Annotated in this window: 9 protein-coding genes; all 9 read right to left on the bottom strand. The window is 65.4% G+C overall.

Features of this window, described 5'->3' with window-relative positions; genetic code table 11:
• Positions 1-263: 263 nt before the first annotated feature.
• Complete coding sequence (locus tag QSJ59_RS22230) at positions 264-3,035, bottom strand: non-ribosomal peptide synthetase (RefSeq protein ID WP_285761688.1); 2,772 nt, start codon at positions 3,033-3,035, stop codon at positions 264-266.
• A 1-nt stretch (position 3,036) separates the two neighbouring features.
• Positions 3,037-4,413: a serine hydroxymethyltransferase gene (glyA, locus tag QSJ59_RS22235; protein ID WP_285761689.1), complete on the bottom strand. Its 1,377-nt coding sequence runs from the start codon at positions 4,411-4,413 to the stop codon at positions 3,037-3,039.
• Complete coding sequence (locus tag QSJ59_RS22240) at positions 4,410-5,390, bottom strand: TauD/TfdA family dioxygenase (protein WP_285761690.1); 981 nt, start codon at positions 5,388-5,390, stop codon at positions 4,410-4,412. The genes glyA and QSJ59_RS22240 overlap by 4 nt, the downstream gene beginning before the upstream one ends.
• Positions 5,387-6,385, bottom strand: coding sequence for a TauD/TfdA family dioxygenase (locus QSJ59_RS22245; RefSeq protein ID WP_285761691.1), 999 nt, complete (start codon positions 6,383-6,385; stop codon positions 5,387-5,389). Before QSJ59_RS22245 ends, QSJ59_RS22240 begins: the two co-directional genes overlap by 4 nt.
• Before the next feature lie 94 nt (positions 6,386-6,479).
• Positions 6,480-9,740, bottom strand: a complete 3,261-nt coding sequence (locus QSJ59_RS22250) for a non-ribosomal peptide synthetase (protein WP_285761692.1) — start codon at positions 9,738-9,740, stop codon at positions 6,480-6,482.
• A gap of 12 nt (positions 9,741-9,752) precedes the next feature.
• Positions 9,753-9,959 (bottom strand): MbtH family protein, encoded by a 207-nt coding sequence (locus tag QSJ59_RS22255; protein WP_285761693.1) that lies wholly within the window; start codon positions 9,957-9,959, stop codon positions 9,753-9,755.
• A gap of 38 nt (positions 9,960-9,997) precedes the next feature.
• A complete protein-coding gene (locus tag QSJ59_RS22260; protein WP_285761694.1) occupies positions 9,998-12,472 on the bottom strand; it encodes an ATP-binding protein in 2,475 nt (824 codons plus the stop codon).
• Between the two features lie 402 nt (positions 12,473-12,874).
• Entirely contained in the window at positions 12,875-17,596 is a 4,722-nt protein-coding gene (locus QSJ59_RS22265) for an AMP-binding protein (RefSeq protein ID WP_285761695.1), read from the bottom strand.
• 415 nt (positions 17,597-18,011) lie between these two features.
• Positions 18,012-18,719, bottom strand: coding sequence for a gamma-glutamyl-gamma-aminobutyrate hydrolase family protein (locus QSJ59_RS22270; RefSeq protein ID WP_285761696.1), 708 nt, complete (start codon positions 18,717-18,719; stop codon positions 18,012-18,014).
• Positions 18,720-18,724 lie beyond the last annotated feature (5 nt).

An 18,724-nucleotide genomic window follows, 5' to 3' on the forward strand; every position in this document is an offset into this window, starting at 1 on the left:
TAGGTGTCGCCGAACGCGGCGAAGCCGACCAGGCCGGGGTCGGGCAGGGAGTCGAAAAGAGCGTCCTCGCCGACGCCGAGCGGCCGGATGACGAGATCGGGCACGGGGGTTCCCTCCGGAGGGTGCGTTTCTGAAGCGGCGTCAAGGCGCCTCAAGACGGGACAGAGCTTGGGGCCGTTTACTTGACCATTGTCTGCTCATCCTCGACGATACAGGCGTTTTCGGTCCTGAAATTCAAAATATTTTGACCACGGCCAAGGAGGTCAGCCGAAACCGGGAGTCGAACGCGGCAAAGGCAACGCTTCCCGATCAAGTTTCCCGTTGCGGGTGAGTGGGAAACCGTCGAGCACGAAAATCACCGACGGCACCATATACGCGGGCAAACGGGACCGCAGCACTTGCCGCAATTCGTTCGGATCGAGTCCGCGACCCTTTCTTCCCACCACGTATCCGACCAGTGTCCGAATACCGTTTACCGGCGGAGCAGCGGCGACGGCGGCTTCGACACCCGGTTGGTCACGCAAGGCGGTCTCGACCTCCCCCAGCTCGACCCGGTTGCCCGCTATCTTGACTTGAAAATCCAGCCGTCCGATCAGCTTGAGCACACCGTTGGGGAAATACTCCGCCGAATCGCCGGTCGCGTACATCCGGGAGCCTGGCGAAGGGGAGAAAGGGTCGGGAACGAATCGTTCGGCGGTTCGCGCAGCGGCACCCGTGTATCCCCAGGCGAGTCCGACTCCTCCGAGGTAGAGTTCACCAGGCACCCCCACAGGCGCCAAATGGCCATCGACATCAACCACATAGGCACGTTGGCCGGCCATTGGACGACCGTAGGGAACACTGCGCCGGTCAGGGGCGACCTGATCGATTGGATAGATCACGGAGTCCATGGACACCTCGGTGGCTCCCCCGAGGCTGATCACTTGGGCAAACGGGGCGAGAGCGCGCACCCGGTCCGCCAGCCCGACCGGTATCCAGTCACCTCCGAGCAGGACCAACCGCAGCCCGGGAAGCTTTCGCACACCGAGTTTCTCCGCCGCGAACAGCACGAGGTCGAGCAGCGCAGGAACCGAATGCCATATGGTGACGCCGCACGTGCGCAACAGGTCCAGCCAGTGTGCCGGGTCACGGTCCCGCCCCGGATCGGGCAGTACGGTCGCCGCGCCGGCGATGAGCATCCCGAACAGGTCGTAGGTGGTCATGTCAAAGCCCAGCGAGGAAACCGAGAGCACCGCGTCGCCCGGACCGACCTCGAATCTCCGGTTGAAATCACCGAAGTTGTTCACCCGTCCGCGTTGCGCCAGCAGGACTCCCTTGGGGCGGCCGGTCGAACCGGACGTGTAGATCACGTAACACAGGTCCTCGACGGTCGTCGCCCCGGGAGGTTCGGCCGCTGCCGGGCTCTGTTCCCGCAGTGCGATCAGCGGTACCCCGAACGGCGCGAGCCGCTCATGCTCTTTCTCGTCCGCCACCACCATGACCGCGCCGGCGTCGTCAAGCATCAATCGCAGACGTTCGTCCGGATCGGACAGGTCGAGCGGAAGGCACGCACCACCGGCCCGCTGTACCGCCATCAGCGAGACGGGAAGATCCGGGGTCCGCCCGACAGCCACACCCACCACGTCCCCGCGCTGCACTCCTTCCGACCGCAGACGTGCGGCAAGGCCGTCCGCCTGCTCGGCGAACTCCTTGTACGACAGCTCACCGCTCGCGGTCCGTACGGCCGTCGCCCCAGGTGTTCGGCCGACGTGGCGCGTGAACAGCTCCGGCAGGGTGGCCGAGGCGGGAAACTCCGGTTCGGTCGCGTTCCACGTCTCGGCCGCCCGCCGGTGCTCCTCCTCTGTCAGAATGCGCAGTCCCGACACCTGGGACCCGGGCGCGTCAGCCATCGCGTTCAACGTCTGGTCGAGATGAGCCAGCAGGCGATCGATCCGTTCGGCGGAGAAGACGTCCGCGTCGTACCGGCAGCTGACCGCCACGCCCCCGCCCCGGTCCGCGAAGAGCAGGCTTACGTCGACCCCGGCGGGCAGCGCCGGCGGATCCTGCTCGACATCCACGCGCTCCACCTGGTGACCGGGCCACTTCGGTGCGCGTCCGGGCCCTTGGTGGTCGACCAGAACCTGATACGGGACCGCGCCGACTCCTATGACGCGGTCGAGCCGGGCGTGCCTGTGTCCGTGGGCGGCGGCGCCGTCGCGTGCGACCGCGCGCACTAGTTCTTGCACGCTCTGGCCCGGGCTGATCCGTATTCTCAGGATCAGGGGCGCGGTCGCGGCACCGACGAACCGGGGGTTCCTGCGGATGTCCGTGGTGACACCCACGAGGATGTCGTCCTTGCCCGTGTAGCGCCGCAGCACCACAGCCAGTGCCGCCATCAGTACGGCCCGGGTCGGCACCGCTTCGGTGGTCGCCAGACCGTGAGCCGCGGGACCGAGTCCGCGTTTCCTTGTCCCGACCGTATGTCGTGGTCCCTGCCGCCGCAACCGGTCGGTGGGCAGATCCAGTGCCCCGTCGGCGCCTTCGAGAGCGGCCCGCCAGAAATAGTCGCCGTCCTGGCCCGCCTCCGCGATGGGTTCGTTCCCTGGGGTGGCGTCGTGCAGGATCTCCGTGAGTTGTCCGCAGAGAACATCCATCGACCGAGCGTCGACCGTGACGGGGTGGGCGGCCAGGACCACCAGGTGGTCTTCCGGGCCGACTTCCACCAGCGCTGCCCGAGCCGTTGCCGACGCCAGGTCGAACCTGGCACGGACATAGCGTCTGACCAGATCCAGTGGTTCGTCGTCCTCGGCCCGGAATTGTTCCACGCCCAACTGTTCGGTCCGCAGCAGAACCCCCACCGGGTCCTCATCGGCCGTCCGGAAACATGTGCGCAGCGCCGGGTTGCGGTCCAACAGCGTGTGCAGTGCCGAGATGATCGGTTCCCGGTCGAGTGGGCCACGCAACCTGAGCACCAGCGACCGGTTGGCCGAACCGTCGTCGGGTTCTTTCAGCCACTGACGAAGACTTCTCCGTTGCGCCACCGAGAGCACGACCATGTCACTGCCTCTTCCCAGAAGGTTCGCCCAACAGTCGGGGGTAACGGGGAAGTGGAAATCCCGACATCAGTTTGCGAACTTCCGCACGTACGAAATCGGCCGCGAAATCGTCCAGTGCGTAGGCGCGGTCGCCGTTCGGGCGGACCGCTTCGAGCACCTGGTGGATCAGCTCTGCGCAGTGGCGCATCTCCGCTGCGCCGAAGCCCCTCTGCGCGACCGAATTCGTGCCGATCCGGATGCCGCTGCATGTCGAGGCCGATCGGCGGTCTCCCGGTACCCGGTTCTTGTTGACGATGATCCCGACACTTTCCAATGCCTTCTCGGCCACGAGCCCGCTGAGGGCGTTTCCTGTCAGGTCCAGTAGGACGATGTGGTTGTCCGACCCGCCGGAGACGACGGTGTAGCCGAGGGCCGTCAGCTCGTCGGCGAGCGCACGGGAGTTGTCCACTGTCCTTCGCATGGTCCGCCGGTAAGCCGCGGTCCGGGCTAGCCCGAGCGCACGGGCCTTCGCGGCGATCATCGGGAGGATCGGCGCCCCCTGGAAGTATGGGAAGAGCGCCCGGGCCAACTGTTCGGCCAGGGTTCGTCCGGTGTCGCCGAAGGGTGTGCCCGCGTCTTTGCCGCACATGATGAGACCGCCGCGCGGACCGGCGAGCTGTTTGTGCGTACAGGTCGTGGTGACATGGGCATGATCGATGGGGCTGGTGTTCAATCCGGCCGCGACGAGGCCGGCGGTATGCGAGATGTCGGCCATCAACAGCGCACCCACCTGGTCTGCGATACGGCGGAACCGGGCCCAGTCCACGTTTCGCGGATACGCGGTCGCACCACAGATGATGAGCTTCGGCCGGTGGAACGCCGCCAAGGCGGCGGCCTCGTCGTAGTCGATGAGGCCGTCGGCGTCCAAGCCGTAGCCGATCGCTTGGAAATACGTTCCGGAGTAGGCGGCTCGGGAACCGTGAGTCAGGTGCCCGCCCTGGTCAAGCCGCATCCCCATGATCGTGTCCCCTGGTCTCAACAGACTGGAGAGCACCGTGTAGTTCGCGGTGGTGGCCGAATGCGACTGGGTGTTGACGTACTGGGCCCCGAAGACCTCCTTGGCCCGATCCACGGCGAGCCGCTCGATCACGTCGGCCTGCTCGCAGCCGGCATGGTAGCGGGCCCCGGGGTACCCCTCCGCGGTGACGTTCATCGCGGCGGAGGAGAGGCAGGCCAAGACCGAGGGGTCGGTCACGCTCGAAGACGCGACCAACGACAACGCGGATTCCTGGCGTTCGTGCTCACCGCACAGGGCGTCGTGGAGCTCGGGGTCATCACCCGCCAGCAGTTCCACCGCCGAAAGGACGAAATCGCCGAGTGGTGTCCCGGCTGAAGTCACTGATGCCCTCGATTCGTGTGAAGATCCGACATGGCTACAAGGATCCTGCGCTTACCGGTGAACGGTTCCCGGGCGTGCGCGGCCAAAAAGTTGTCCACCACCAGAACGTCCCCCCGTTCCCAGTCATAGGAGACCGCCGCGTCCCGGTAGAGCTCGCGGATCAGGTCGACGACCTCATCCTCGATCGGCTCCCCGTCCCCGTAGTAGGCGTTGCGTGGTAGGCCCTCGAACCCGAACTCCTCGACGAGCATCGAGGAAATCTCGGCCGGGAGATTCGAAACGTGGAACAGGTGGGCGTGGTTGAACCAAACGGCTTCACCGGTGACCGGGTGCGCACTCACCGCTTGACGTACCGATGTGGTCCGCAGGCCGTCGTTCCCGACCCAGGAGAACTCGGTTCCTGCCCGGCGGCAGTACTCCTCGGCCTCGGCACGGTCGGTGGTCTGGAACGCCTCCTGCCAAGGCAGGTCGATATGCGGTCCGTAGTTGCGGACGTACCGGACTCCCCGCTCCTCGAACCGTTGTCGGATGCTCTGCGGGATCTGCGGGAGCACGGCTCGCTCACTGGCGACCGGTGTCGCGCCGCCTGTCGCGGGCGGCACGTCGCAGTAGAAGTACAGCCGGCTCGGCCAGTTGTGCGAATAGGACATCTCGTGATGGAACGGAATCCACTGGTCCTGAGCGAACTCTGTGGACGTGAAAACACGGTCGGCGACCTCGATCCGCGGCGCGGCACGTTCCAGGTAGTCGAGCAACTCCGGGGAGAGAGCTCTGGCAGCTCGTCCGAACTCTTCTGGGCCGTTTACCGAGAAACCACGGAACAGCACGGCGCCGTAGGTGTTGAGCTGGCTGATCACCCATTCGCGGCGAGCCGCGATCCAGGCATCCAGACGCTCTTCCGCGCCCCCTCCGTTCACCCGCAACAGGAACGGCTCGTCGTGCAACGGCCGACAGGTGATGTTCTCGTCGGGAATCATCGCGGCGGCACCTCGCTGATCGGGTCGGCCATAGCGGCAAGAATCCGGCGTGGACCTTTGAACGGTTCCCGGGCGTGCGCGGTGATCATGTTCTCGACGACCAGGACGTCGCCTTGTCGCCACTCGAAAGCCGTGGTCTCCTCGTCAAGCGCGGCACGGATCTCTGCCAACGTGGTGTCCGCGATCGCGCTGCCGTCCCCGTAGTAAGTGTTGTGGGGCAGGTCCTCTTCTGGAAGCACTTCCAGAAGCCCCGCGCTGACCTCGGAGGGCAACGAGGTGATATGGAAGAAGGCCGCGTGATTGAACCAGCTGCGCTCACCGGTGAACGGATGAACACGGACGGCGGGACGGACTTGGTGGGTACGGAGGTGTCCCCCGTCGACCCATTCGGCGACGATGTCTGCCTCGGCGCAGTAGGCGTCGACCTCGGCCTTGCGGTCGGTCTGGAACGCTTCCTGCCACGACAGGCCGATACCGGGCAGATAATTGCGCACGTACCGGACCCCCAGATTTTCGAACTTGGCGACGGTCCGCGGCCGCAGTCGGGTGAGTACACGACGCGAATCGGCCAGCGGCGTACGGCCGCCGCTGGTCGGGGGCAACTCGCAGCAGAAGACGATCCGGACCGGCCAGTCAGTGGTGTAGGACTGTTCGTTGTGCAATTGGATGTACTGGTCGGCCGGATACTCGGTGGACGTGTAGACCCCGGCAGAGATCTTGGTCCGTGGTGACGAACGCTCCCCGTACTCGAGAACACGATCGGATAGAACGTCCATTACGGTCCGGAACCCGGCCGCTCCGTGTACGGCGAACCCACGCAGGAGAACCGCTCCCGCCCGGTGCGCGAGTCCGTCCACCAGGTCCTTGTTCGCCCTTAGCCATGTGTTCAGGTCGGCGCCCTCGATCTCGGCCCGAACAAGCGCCGGCAAAGCGCTTTGGGACATGCGCTCCCGGACCGTGATCGGGGGCGGCCCCGCTTCGGGCGAATACCTCATGATGAACTCCAGATTCGTCGGTTTCCATCGTGGTGGCCTCCGCCCGATGGGGAGGAGTCAGGACAACCCCTGACTCGATAACGAAGGCTCGTTGTCAGCTTCGGTCGATACGCGGAATGGGAGCGGTTGCGACGTGGGGCTCCGGTTTTCGCCGTTCGATCAGTCGCGCCACCGAGGCGACGTCGGGAGCCTGAAAAAACTCACCGATTCGCAAACTCACATCACAGGCCGCTCTGATTCGCGCGATCGCACGAATGGCCAGGAGCGAATGTCCACCGAGTTCGAGGAACGAGTCATGCACATCGACCTGTTCCCGTTGCAGTAGTTCGCTGAAGATGTCCGCGACCTTCTGCTCCAACGGGTTTCGCGGACCGACGTGGTCGTCGACAGGTGCCCGCCACCCCTCCGGGTCTGGCAGCGCGTTTGTGTCGACCTTGTTGTGTGGGCCGAGCGGCCATTCGTCGAGCACGACCACGTGAGCCGGCACCATCGGTCCGGGCAACCGTTCAGCCAGATAGCGGGAGAGACCGGGGCCGGTCAATGCCGTGCTGCCGGAAACATACGCGACCAGGCGGACCGGCTCCGATTCCGCCCGGACGGCCACTAAGGCCCGGACGACGTCAGGGTGATTCCGGAGAACCGCTTCGACCTCTCCTGTTTCCACGCGGTTGCCGCTGATCTTCACCTGGCTGTCCGACCGGCCGAGGAACTCGATCGCCCCGTCGGGAGACAACCGGGCCCGGTCCCCGGTGGCGTAAAGGCGTTCGCCCGGTGTCGCGGCGTAGGGGTCCGGGACGAACCGGTCGGCGGTCTGACCGGGCTGGTCGAAGTAGCCGCGTGCAAGTTGTGGACCACCGATGTACAGCTCACCGGGCACACCGGCTGGCTGCGGACGCAGCCGGTCGTCCAGGACATGTACCCGGCTCCCGGGAACCGGGCGTCCGATCGGGACCCCGTCCTTTGAAGGGGCGGAGATCCGACCCGCTGTCACATCGATCGCAGCCTCGGTCGGGCCGTACTGGTTGTACAGCACCGCGTCCGGATAGCGCTCAAGAATGTGTTCGGCCAGATCGACGGTTGTTCGTTCGCCTCCGCTCAGCAGCAGACGCAGACATGCGTGAGTGGGGCCGGAGACGAATTCCTGCCACATCGAGGGGACGAAATGGCAGACCGTTACCTGGTGACGCTCGACGACCTCGTGCAAATGGTCGGGATCACGATGTCCTCCCGGTCGCACGGAGACGGCGGAAGCCCCCTGCGTCAGGGGCCACAGCATTTCCCACAGCGACACGTCGAACCCGATGGGCGCTTTCTGGAGCACCCGGTCATCCGCGGTGATTCGATACTCCTGCTGCATGCCGTCGAGCCGGTTGAGCAGTCCCCGATACGTGCCCAGTACCCCCTTGGGGCGACCAGTCGAGCCGGAGGTGAACAGACAGTATGCGGTGGCGTCGACCGGGGGTACGGCCCTGGGCGGCCGGTCCACCGGATACTGTTCGACGTCATCCGGCAGAACGGCGACCGAGTGGTCCGCGAACAGTCCGGCCGGTTCGGCACTGGTGATGACGAGCCGCGGTTCCCCCTCGGCTATCAGCTGGGTGAGACGCGCCTGCGGATAGCCGGGGTGTATGGGAAGGTAGGCGGCTCCCACTTTGTATATACCGAGCAGGGCCGCCGCCAGGTCGGCGCCGCCCTCCAAGCACACACCGACCCGGTCTTCGACACCGATTCCTCGGGCACGCAAGAGATGGGCGACACGATTGGCCCGTTCTTCCAGCTCACGGTAGGTGATCGGACCGGAGGGCTCGATCACCGCCGTTGCGTCCGGAGCCGCGTCCCTGTGAGCCTCGAACCGCCCGGCGATATCGGGAGCACCTTGGCGAACGGGAATCTCGATCGTGGACAGCCGGAGCAGTTCGTCCAGAACTTCGGCAGGCATCACGGGCAGCTCGGCCACCACAACGTCAGGGTCAGCGGCGACAGCGGCCAGCACCGTCAGGAAAGCAGTGGCCAACCGATGCGCGGTCGGCGGATCGAACAGTTCCGTGGAGAATTCCAACCATCCGTCGAGCCCGCCTTCCGCACACGGGACGAGCTGAAAGGAAAGGTCGCAACGCACCGAGCCGACGAGCGCGGGCTCCACAGCACATTCCAGATCCGGAAGCTGAAATTTCGGCGGCTGCGTGTTGTGCAGCACGATCCAGTGCCGGGCCAACGAGGTCTGTCCCGACTCGTCCCGGTCCGGTTGCAGCTCGTTGATGATCTGCTCGAACGGGACGTCCTGATGCGTGTAGGCGCGCGTGCAGATCTCGCGGATATTTGCCAGTAGTTCTCGAAAGGACTGGTTGTCGTCGAACCGGATACGCAGAGGGATGGTGTTGACGAAGAAGCCGGCCACACGTTCGAACTCGGAACGTTGGCGGCCGGCCAGAGGCGTCCCGATCACCACGTCAGGCGTATTCGCCCAACGTCCCAGGACCACGCTCAACGCCGACAACAGCACCATGAACAGCGTCGCCCGGATACCGTCGGCAACGCCTCTCAACGAGCTGACGACCTGGGGAGGGACCCTGAACGGAACGACGTCCCCGGCATAGGACCTGCGCGCGGGCCGGGGCCGGTCGGTGGGAAGGTCCCCGGCAGGCAGGTCGACGAGCTCTTCCCGCCAGAAATTCAACTGGTCGGCCAGGATCGCCTCGGTCAGCCGTTCCCGTTGCCAAACCGCGAAGTCCACGTACTGGACCGTCAACTCTGGAAGCCTCGGTGGGCGGTCCGCATGCAGCGCCGCGTAGGTCTCGCTCAACTCGTCGATCAACAACCCCAACGACCATCCGTCGACCACGATGTGGTGCACGCATAGCACCAAGACCCACTCGGGTCGTTCAGAGTCCCGCAGCCTCAACAACTCCGCGCGCACCAGCGGTGGCCGAGCCAGGTCGAAGCCGGTCCGCGCCAGTTCGGCCACCCGATCGCGTACCCGGTCGCTGTCGATGTCCGACTGGTGGATGTCGACCCTGGACTGCTCGGATGAGTACACGACCTGGTGAGGCGCTCCCGCCCCGTCGGTGAACCCTGTGCGCAGGACTTCGTGCCGAACCACCAGTTGGTGTACTGCTGCCTGTAGCGCGTCCGTGTCCAACGCTCCGCACAGCCGCAAGGCGCCGCACACGTGGTAGGCGGCCGAACCGGGATGCAGCTGATCGAAGTAGAACAGCCGTTCCTGGCCGAACGACAGCGGCGCGCACGAGCGGTCCCCGGTCCACGGACGGATCTCGTCCGGAGCCTTCGCGATCCCGTTCTCGTCCAACAGGCGATTGAGCATCCGGCGTTGGTTCTCTGTGAACTGCAGGCGCATCCGAGGCTCCCCTCACGCCCGTTCCGTCTGTTCCATCTGCCGCCGAAGGCTCAACGGCCGCATATCGGTCCATACTTCATCGATGTGCGCCAGACACTGTTCCCTCGTGCCGCTCGTTCCCTCGGGCCGCCAGCCGTTCGGTATGGCCAAGTCCGCTCGCCAGATGGAATACTGCAGTTCCTCGTTCAAAACGACGTGATACGTCTGCTCGTCAGCCATGAGTAACCTCCAACGCGGGGTCGGTGTCCCAGCCTCGTCTAAGCAGACTTGCGCACGCGGCCCACTGTTGTGATGTCCGGGGTTCGCCCGACGGTGGGCGCGGCGGTAGCCGACGGCCCGCCGATCGTCGCCGTGGACTGCCCGCTACGGCCGACTGTCGCGGCGACTTCCGCTCGTGAGGAAACGACCAGTTTCTTGAAGATTCGGGCCAGGTACGTCTCGACGGTCTTGTGGCTCAATTCCAGCCTTCTGGCGATCTGCTGATTGGTCCTTCCGTCGCTGACCAGGAGCGCGATCTCCATTTCCCGCCCGCTGAGGCTTTCCAGTTCGTCTTCGGACCTTCTCTCCGGACCGGTCGTCGCCTTGCCGTCCCAGACACACGAATCGACCACACGCGTACGGCCGGCGTTCCCCTCCGAAGGGGCCGGACCACGTCGCATGGGCCCCCGTGTGCCTTCCGGGGCCGCTCCGGCGATTCGCCCGAGATCAGCGGCAAGGGCCCGTAGGTAGTCATTACCGGTCCTGGTGGCCGCTTTCCCCGCACACGCGGCATGCCTCACGGCTCCGTCGAAATCGCCCATCCGCGATTGGAGACTCCCCAGGGCGACGGCGAAATGGGGAACCATGCTGTCGAGCTGGCGCTGTTCACATATCCTCAGGCCGCGCTCGTACTGTGCCATGGCCGCGGTGTACTCGCCGAGCTCCGTCTCGGTGTACGCCAGCCAATAAACGCCTTCGATGTCCACCTCGACGTCGGCGTCGGGCGAAGCGGTGAGGCTCCGGGCGGTGGTCGCGTACCGCCTGGCCTGCTCGTAATCACCTTCTCGACAGGCTGCCGCGGCCAGAACGGCGGCCACGTGACCGGCTCCGGCGCCGGACGGCTCCGGCCGTGTCTCGGTCAAGAGCTCGACGGCCTCCCGGTCCGCCTTGCCCGAACGCAGGGCGAGTACGACTTTCGCCCGGTAAACCGGGGCGGCGGACCGATCCGGCGGGGTGGCCGCCAGCAAGGCGTCCAGATCCGAGCCGGCATCGTCAAACCTGCCGGTCAGGTCGCGCACCCAGGCACGCCACCACATCGCCTCTCCCCGATGGGCCTCTTCCCGTCCGCCCTCCACCAGAGGGTCCAATACACGTGACGCCTCCAGGAACTTCCCGGCCAATGCCAACGCCTTGGCGAGAAGCAAACGGTGGTCAAGCTGGTGTTCGACGGACTGGACGTTCAGGTGTGCCGCGGCCTTCACCCAGGAGACCGCTTTCAGCGGGTCGGTCCACAAACACTCCCGCGCACCGTCCAGGAGTATTCTGGCACCCTCCTCGTCACCATTCACGACAGCGTGTTCCAGATGCCCGGCGACCTGCTCGACCGCTTCCCCACGGGCGATCAGGGCATCGGCGACCCTCGTGTGGGCTCCGAGCATCCACCCCGGTCCGGCCGAATGATAAGCCGTTGCCCGCAGCAGCCTGTTGGCGAATCTCAGTCGGCTCGATTGGCTTTCGACACGGATCACGTCTTCGGCGATCAACTCGTCGAGGGCCGCCCACACGTCGTCGTCGTCGAGTTGGGCCACTTCCTTGAGCAGTCCGGGCTCGAACGGATCGTCCAGCACAGCAGCAGACCTGGCAACCAACCAGCCGTTGGCGGAAAGCTCCCGGAAGTCACGCAGACAGTCGACGAACACGTCGGAAGGCAACTGCGGTGGCGGACCGCAGGACAGATACCGGGCCGTTCTCAACGAGACCAACGTCCGAAGCAGCCCGGGGTTGCCACCGGACTCGTCCAGAAGCTCCGCGCAACAAGAAGCGCTGAGGTCGCCGGGCAGCAAAGCCGCCGCGTCCCGTTCGGACAGCGGAGCGAGCAGGATACGCAGCGCCGTTCCGTTTCTCTCCGCGTTGGCGACCTGGCTGGGGAGCACCCCGTGGAACTGTCGCGGTCGTTGCGCGGTCATGATGAAGACGTTGCCGTCAGGGGGATGTCGCAGCAGGTGCGCGAGCAACGCCATCGACTTCTCATCGGCCCAATGCATGTCGTCGAGCAAGAGCAGCAGGTTTCCGAATCTGCCGACCGCGCTGATCAACTGACGGATGGCGTGCAACACGTGGTAGATCTGGCTCGGCCCCACCGGGGCGGCGAGTGAGGTCGTGCTGGCCAAAGCGGGGAAGACCCCACCCAGCCAGCGCACGTGCTCAGGTGGACAGTCGGCCACCAGTTCGGAACCGAAACGACTGATCAGTCCGTCCAGCGCTTCGGCGAAGACCCCGAACGGCACTCCTTGGGGCGGTGAAGCCGCGGACCCCGCTGCCACCTGCCAGCCCGCGTTCGTCGCGACCTTGGCGCAATCCTTCATCAACGCCGTCTTCTCGCTCCATCGGTCTCCGCTGATCTCGATCAGCCGGGCCTTTGGCGGTCCGCAGTTCAATAGGTGCTCGAATCGAGCAAGAGCCGCGGGGCGGCTTTGGGCGATTGGCTCGGACTTGAGCCCGGGACACGAACCGGGCAGCGCGCCGAGAATCATCAATGAAGCCCCTCCAGTAAGCTCAGCGCCACGGTCGCTGTTGTCCATAAACGACTGTAGGCAGCCGGGGAACAATTGACCTGAAAACGCTACGGGTGCGAGTGTCCCGCCCCAATACCCCACTCTTCGAAACGCAATTGAAGTGGAAGATGAATTACGTCCACCCTATTTTGGGACAACTTCAGGCTACGGTTTGGCCGAGAAACCTCACGCAAAAATTTGGGCGCGAACCACAGAGGCCGGACCCTCCCGAAGAACCAGCTTCACGAGCGAGCATTCCCCGAATCAAAGTTTTCTGAAAATAACTGCAACCAAATAGTAACCTCGCGTAGTGGCCCCGTCAAGATTTACGGTAAGATCCACCTTCCCCGGAAAAACTTCCCGCACACGAAAGCGATTCATTCAACTATCGAATTCCGTCTTGCCCGAAAGCAGCTGAGCTGCCTGTTCATCGGATATCCCGGCTATGCCCTCCAGCAGTTCCGCCAGATCATTGGCGCTCGCCCGGTCGAACTGATCGGCTTGAACCCGCTCGGCCAGTCCGGCGACGGTAAGCCCTCCGGCCAGCAACGCGGCCACCGGAACATCGACCCCGAAGTCGCTCCGGATGCGGACGGCGACTCGGGTGGCGAGAAGCGAGTGTCCTCCGAGTTCGAAGAAATCCCTGTTCACCGGGACTTCAGCCAGACCAAGAACTTCGCTCCACATTCCGGCGAGCCTGAGCTCGACCTGGTTGCGCGGCGCGATGTCCGTCTCCATGGCCGTTTGTCCGACGGGAACCGGCCGATCGGTCGGCCTGACCGTCTCCACTTTTCCCGCCGCTGTCCAACGCCCTTGCCAACCGGTGCGGTACAGCCTGGAGCCATGGGTCACCGGATCGGGCGGGAAGCGTTCCGCCGTCCGCGCGGGTCCGTTTGCGTATCCCCGTGGGACGGCTTCTCCTCCGATGCGGATCTCCCCTACCGCTCCGAGGGGAAGGAGACGTCCTTTCGTATCGAAGACATCCGCCCGCGCAACGATGGCCGGCTCCACCAGTTCGGCAGACGGCAGCACGGTCCGTACCCGATCCACCAGAGAAAACGGGAGGGGCTCGCGGCAGACGATTCGCCGGAGCATCCCGACGGAGGGGTCTGGAAAAGCCAGGAGCCTGTCCACCGAGTCGGCCGACCCGACCAAGGTGGTGACGCCATGCTCGACAATCAAGTCGAGAACCGAATCGCCTTCCCGCCGGAGAACGACGGTGGCACCGGCGCCGAGCAACCACATCAGTTCCACGACAGACGGCTGGGCGAGTACGACCTCTGTTGCCCCCAACGTGGGTAGCGCCGCCATCCGACTGACCGCAGCGGTGTGATCGAACAACAATCCCGACTCGTCCACCAGCGCGAGCGACCGCGGGGAGACCGCCGCTTCGACGCGCTTCGCGGAATAACCGGCCTGCGGCTCGGTATCAAGCCACACCTTGACGGCGTCACCCCACCGTTCTCCGGTCGCGCCCCCTCGAACGCCCAGCACAGCTTTCGGGCGAACCTCCGATGCCCCCAGTGCGACGCACGCCCCGGCTTTGAGTACCGCCAGAACCGCGACGACGCTCTCCACCACCATGGGCGTCTCCACCAGAACGGTGTCCTCCGGACCGACTCCGTAGTCGCGCAGCAGACGGGCGAGCCGATTGGCGTCGGCTTCCATGTCCCGATAGCTGAGGCTCCTGGTTCCCACCGTTACCGCGCAAGCGTCCGCTTCACGGACGGCCCGCTCCTCCACCCGTTCGTGCAGAAACCGTTGGGGAAGGCTCGCGGGAGGCTGAGAGAGCCCGCGCTCCTCGGTCGGGACGAACAGAGGAAGATCCGCCACGGGAACGTCCGGAAGGGTCGGCGCCGTGTCGAGCAGGTTCCGCAAGGCGTCGAGCAGCGCCTGGATCGACGCACTTTCAAAGAGTTCGGACATATAGACGACATGACCAGCGATCCTGCCGTCCTGATGCTCGGCCACCCTCAGATACAACTCGAACTGCGCCCCGGGAGCGGGGCGTTCGAACGGTTCGGCCCTCACATCCCCTACCTGCCATGGGTACATGGGCACGTTCTGCACAACGAGCACCACTCGGACCAACGGTGCTCGGAAGGAGGGCTTCTCCGGTCCGGCCAACCGCAGGATCTGCTCGAACGGCAGTCTCCGATGCGGGTAGGAGGACAGGGAGGCAGTGCGTGCCCGGTCGACCAGTTGCCCGAACGTCGGAGACCCAGACATGTCCAGGGCGGTCGGCACGACGTTGACGAACATCCCGATATGCTCCGCGGTAGCTGGATCCCGTCCGGTGGACGGAGTTCCGATCACCGGTTTGTCCTGTCCCGTCCACCGGGCCAGGACCGCGCCGAGCCCGGCGATCAGGACCATGAACGGCGTGGCGTCGTGCGCGGCCGCGTACGCCTTGAGCCGCTCGGTCTGCGCAAGGCTCAATCCGAACGGCAGCGAGTCGGCCTTCCACTTCGGCTCGGTCGGCATCGGGTGGTCGAGAGGCAGATCAACGGCCTGCGCCTCGTTGAGGTGCTCCCGCCAGAATCGCTCCGCCCCGACCGTGTCGGCCTGGGAAAGCGGACTGTCGGTAATGGCCGAGGCAGGACTCGGGAGGGCTGGCAGGGCTTCCTTCGAGACCAGCAGTCGGTAGCACGCGCCGAGTTCACTCAAAAGAAGACCCAATGACCACCCGTCGACGACGATGTGGTGGGCGCACACACCGAGGAACCAGTCGTCATCGGCGCCACGGATCAGGACAGCGCGCAGCAGTGGCCCTTCCTCCAGTTGAAACCGCTGTTCGGCCAGCTCGTCGATCACCGCGCGGACCGACAGGTCGGGCTCGGGCGTTCCCGATACGTCCACCTGGGTGGGTTCGAGCACGACCTCGTCCAGGACCTCGACGCCTATCCCTCCGTCCGCTCGGAGCCGGAACACCGAGCGCAATGCCTCGTGCCGGTCCACCAGGATGTTCAGGGACCTCCACAGCAGCAGCGGATCCAGTCCGCCGGTCAACCGCACGCCCCCCACCACATGACACGCTCCGCTGGCGCCGATCCTCTGGTCCAGCAGCCACATCCACTGCTGGGCCCGGGTCGCCCCGACCCGCCCTGGAGGCTCCTGCCGCGGTGGTCCGCTCGTCTTGGGCAGCGTGTTCACACAATGGTCGAGGCCGCAAAGCGTCATGCCGTCGAGGAGCTGGTCCACAGGAACCTCGACACCGAACGAATCCCGCACGGCACCCGCCAGTCGGACCGCTGTGAGCGAGTCGAGGCCGTTGGCCACCAGTGAGGTGTCCGCCCCGACCTTGCCGGGGCTCACCCCGAGCACCGCGCCGACGGTGTCGGCAAGATCGGGGTTCCGCAGCCTCACCAGCGGGCGGGGACGCTCCACCGTCGGACTTGCCGAAACCGTCGGCAGACTGCGCTCCATCCACCGGTGACGGCAGGAACCACGCCGGATCTTCCCACTGGTGGTGCGCGGGATGGCGCCGCGCCGGACGAGGACGACGTCGTGCAGCGCAAGACCGTGTTCTGCGACGACAGCCTCGCGGACGGCCTCGACGACGGCTTCGGCCTTCTCAGGGCGAAATCCCCGGACAACCTCGTGCACGAGCACCACTTGCTCGGACACACCGTCATCCACCGAGAAGGCGGCCCCTCCCGATGGACGCAGATCCGGATGGGCACGTTCGGCCGTGTGCTCCAAATCGTGCGGGTAGTGGTTACGGCCGCGCACGATCATCAGATCCTTGTTCCGGCCGGTGACGAACAGCTCTCCGGCCAACACGAAACCCTGATCTCCTGTACGGAGAAAAGCGCGCTCGCCATGACCGGGCGACCTGGCGCCGAAAACCCTTTCGGTTTCCTCAGGACGCCCCCAATACCCGGCGGTCACCCCCCGGCCGCTGACCCAGATCTCGCCCACCGTCCCGGGTTCGCATTCTTCCCCTTCCTCTCCGACGACGATCAGAAGGTCATCGGAGCGAGGCCGGCCACAGCTGGTCAAAGCCACCGATTTTCCGGACGCATCGATCCCCGTAACGGCACGCCCCGACGCGAGTTCCTCCCGGCCGACCTCGATGACGGCGGGAGGCGATTCGCGGCCGGCATTTCCGGAGACGAACAACGTGGCCTCAGCGAGTCCGTAGCACGGAACGAACGCCGACCGCCGGAAACCGGATGGCGCGAATGCCTCCACGAATTCCGCCATCGTGCTCGCCCGAACAGGTTCGGCACCGGTCAGCGCATGGCGCCAATTACTGAGGTCCAACGAGGCCCGCTGCTCGGGATCAATCCGTCGTGCGCATTCCAGGTACGCGAAGTCCGGCGCGACCGATGCTGTGGCGCGCGTCCGGCTGATCGCGGCCAACCAGACCATCGGCTTGCGAAGAAACGTCATAGGGGCGAGCAGCGTAGAGGGGTAGCCCGCGTAGACCGGTTGGAGGATAGCGCCCACGAGCCCCATATCATGATAGGGCGGCAGCCAGCTCACGCATCGGCTGTCAGGATCGGCTCCGATCACGTCCCTGATGACGGCGGAGTTGTGGATGAGGTTGGCGTGCCGGACCATCACGCCTTTCGGCGCTCCGGTCGTCCCAGACGTGTATTGCAGAAAAGCCAGGTCCTCACTCCCCGGCGCCTGCCCGGACCAGTCATCGGCGGCCTCGTCCGGCACCTCATCGGTGACCAGGGTGGCCAGTTGGGCTATCGCGGCGGCGGAGTCGGGCCTGGACCGTATTGCCGTCAGACTCGCCCGGTCGCCGAGGGCCACGGTGACGCCCGCGTCACCGCTGACCGCGATCATGCCGGGAAGCCCTCGCTGCCCAGTAGGCAGATAGACGGGTACGGCGATCACTCGGGCGTACAGGCAGCCGAAGAACCCGACGATGTAATCGATTCCCGGCGAGTACAGCAGCAAGGCACGCTGCCCCGCCCGGCCGAGCCCTGCCGCGACCGCCCTGGCCCTCATGTCCAATTCGCCGTAGGTGATCGAGCGGGTGGCCCCGTTCGCCTCGAGGAACTCGAAGGCCAGCCGTGCCGGCGTGTTCGCGGCACGTTCACGCAGTACGTCGACGATGGTTTGGTGGGTCGTGGAAGAAAAAATCACGCTTGGCACTCCTCCAACCGATTGAACCGGTGAAGCCACATGATCAGTCCCTCGCTATGGGAAAGTGATCGGATTCCAGGCGCTCACCCAAAACCGCGCGTCGTCCTCTCGACGCGCACCCCTGTCAGGGCCATTCGTTTGACAGTGGAATCCGTGTTCCGACACCGGTCTCCCCGGACCTTCAGGGCAAAAAATTTCTTGCCCCAGGGACGATCTTCTTATCCGCTCACGAACCGGCCCTTCTCGTGCGATCGGTCAGAGTTCGCTTTGCGCCATGCCGGCCGCGGCTGCCCCTTTCTCCCACTTGCGCACAAACCGACCACGGTGGAGTTCACCTTCGTCCCGAGGCGGGGCGCCCCCGCCAGGAGAAGCGGACAGGCACCGCCGTACCGGCCCGTGGAATCGGCGATCGCGTTCATCCACGCATTCCACCCCGATCGTTCGTGACCGGAGAACACGCTGCGACGAACGCCGCGAACACCTCTTCGCCTTTCGCGATCTCGGGGTGCCACTGCACCCCGAGGACGAATCGCGCTTCCGGATCCTCCAGCGCCTCGATCAGACCGTCCCCGGTGTGGCCGGTCGGCGTCATCTTGCCGGGGTCCGCGACCCCCTGATGGTGATGGGAGTTGACCGAGGCACGCTCGCCGAAGAGGTCCGCGGCACGACTTCCGACAACGAATCGAACCTCGTGCTCCCCCATTTCCCCTTCCCGTGGGCAATGCTCTTCGTTCCCCAAGGAATCCGGTAGGTGCTGGTACAGGCTTCCCCCTGTCGCGACCGCAAGCAGCTGCATGCCGCGGCAGATGCCGAGGACCGGTGTCCCCTTGGCCAAAGCCGCTCTGAGCAGGAGTAGTTCTGTGGCGTCTCGTTGCGGACGAGCCCGGTCGGTGGCACTGTGCCGGGGGCTGCCATAGAGCGCGGGGTCGATGTCGGCACCGCTCGGCAGCAACAACCCGTCAAGGTGGTCGAGGATGTCGGCCTCGACGGCGCCTGGCGGTAGAACCACCGCTTGAGCGCCATTATCCGTGACCCCTTGGACGTAAGAGTGCTGGATGAGGGTCGCCTGGGAGTCCCAGATATCCCAACGAGCCGACTCACAATAGCCGGCGATACCGATCACGGGTC

The sequence above is a fragment of the Nocardiopsis ansamitocini genome, assembly GCF_030268225.1.
Lineage (GTDB): Bacteria > Actinomycetota > Actinomycetes > Streptosporangiales > Streptosporangiaceae > Nocardiopsis_D > Nocardiopsis_D ansamitocini.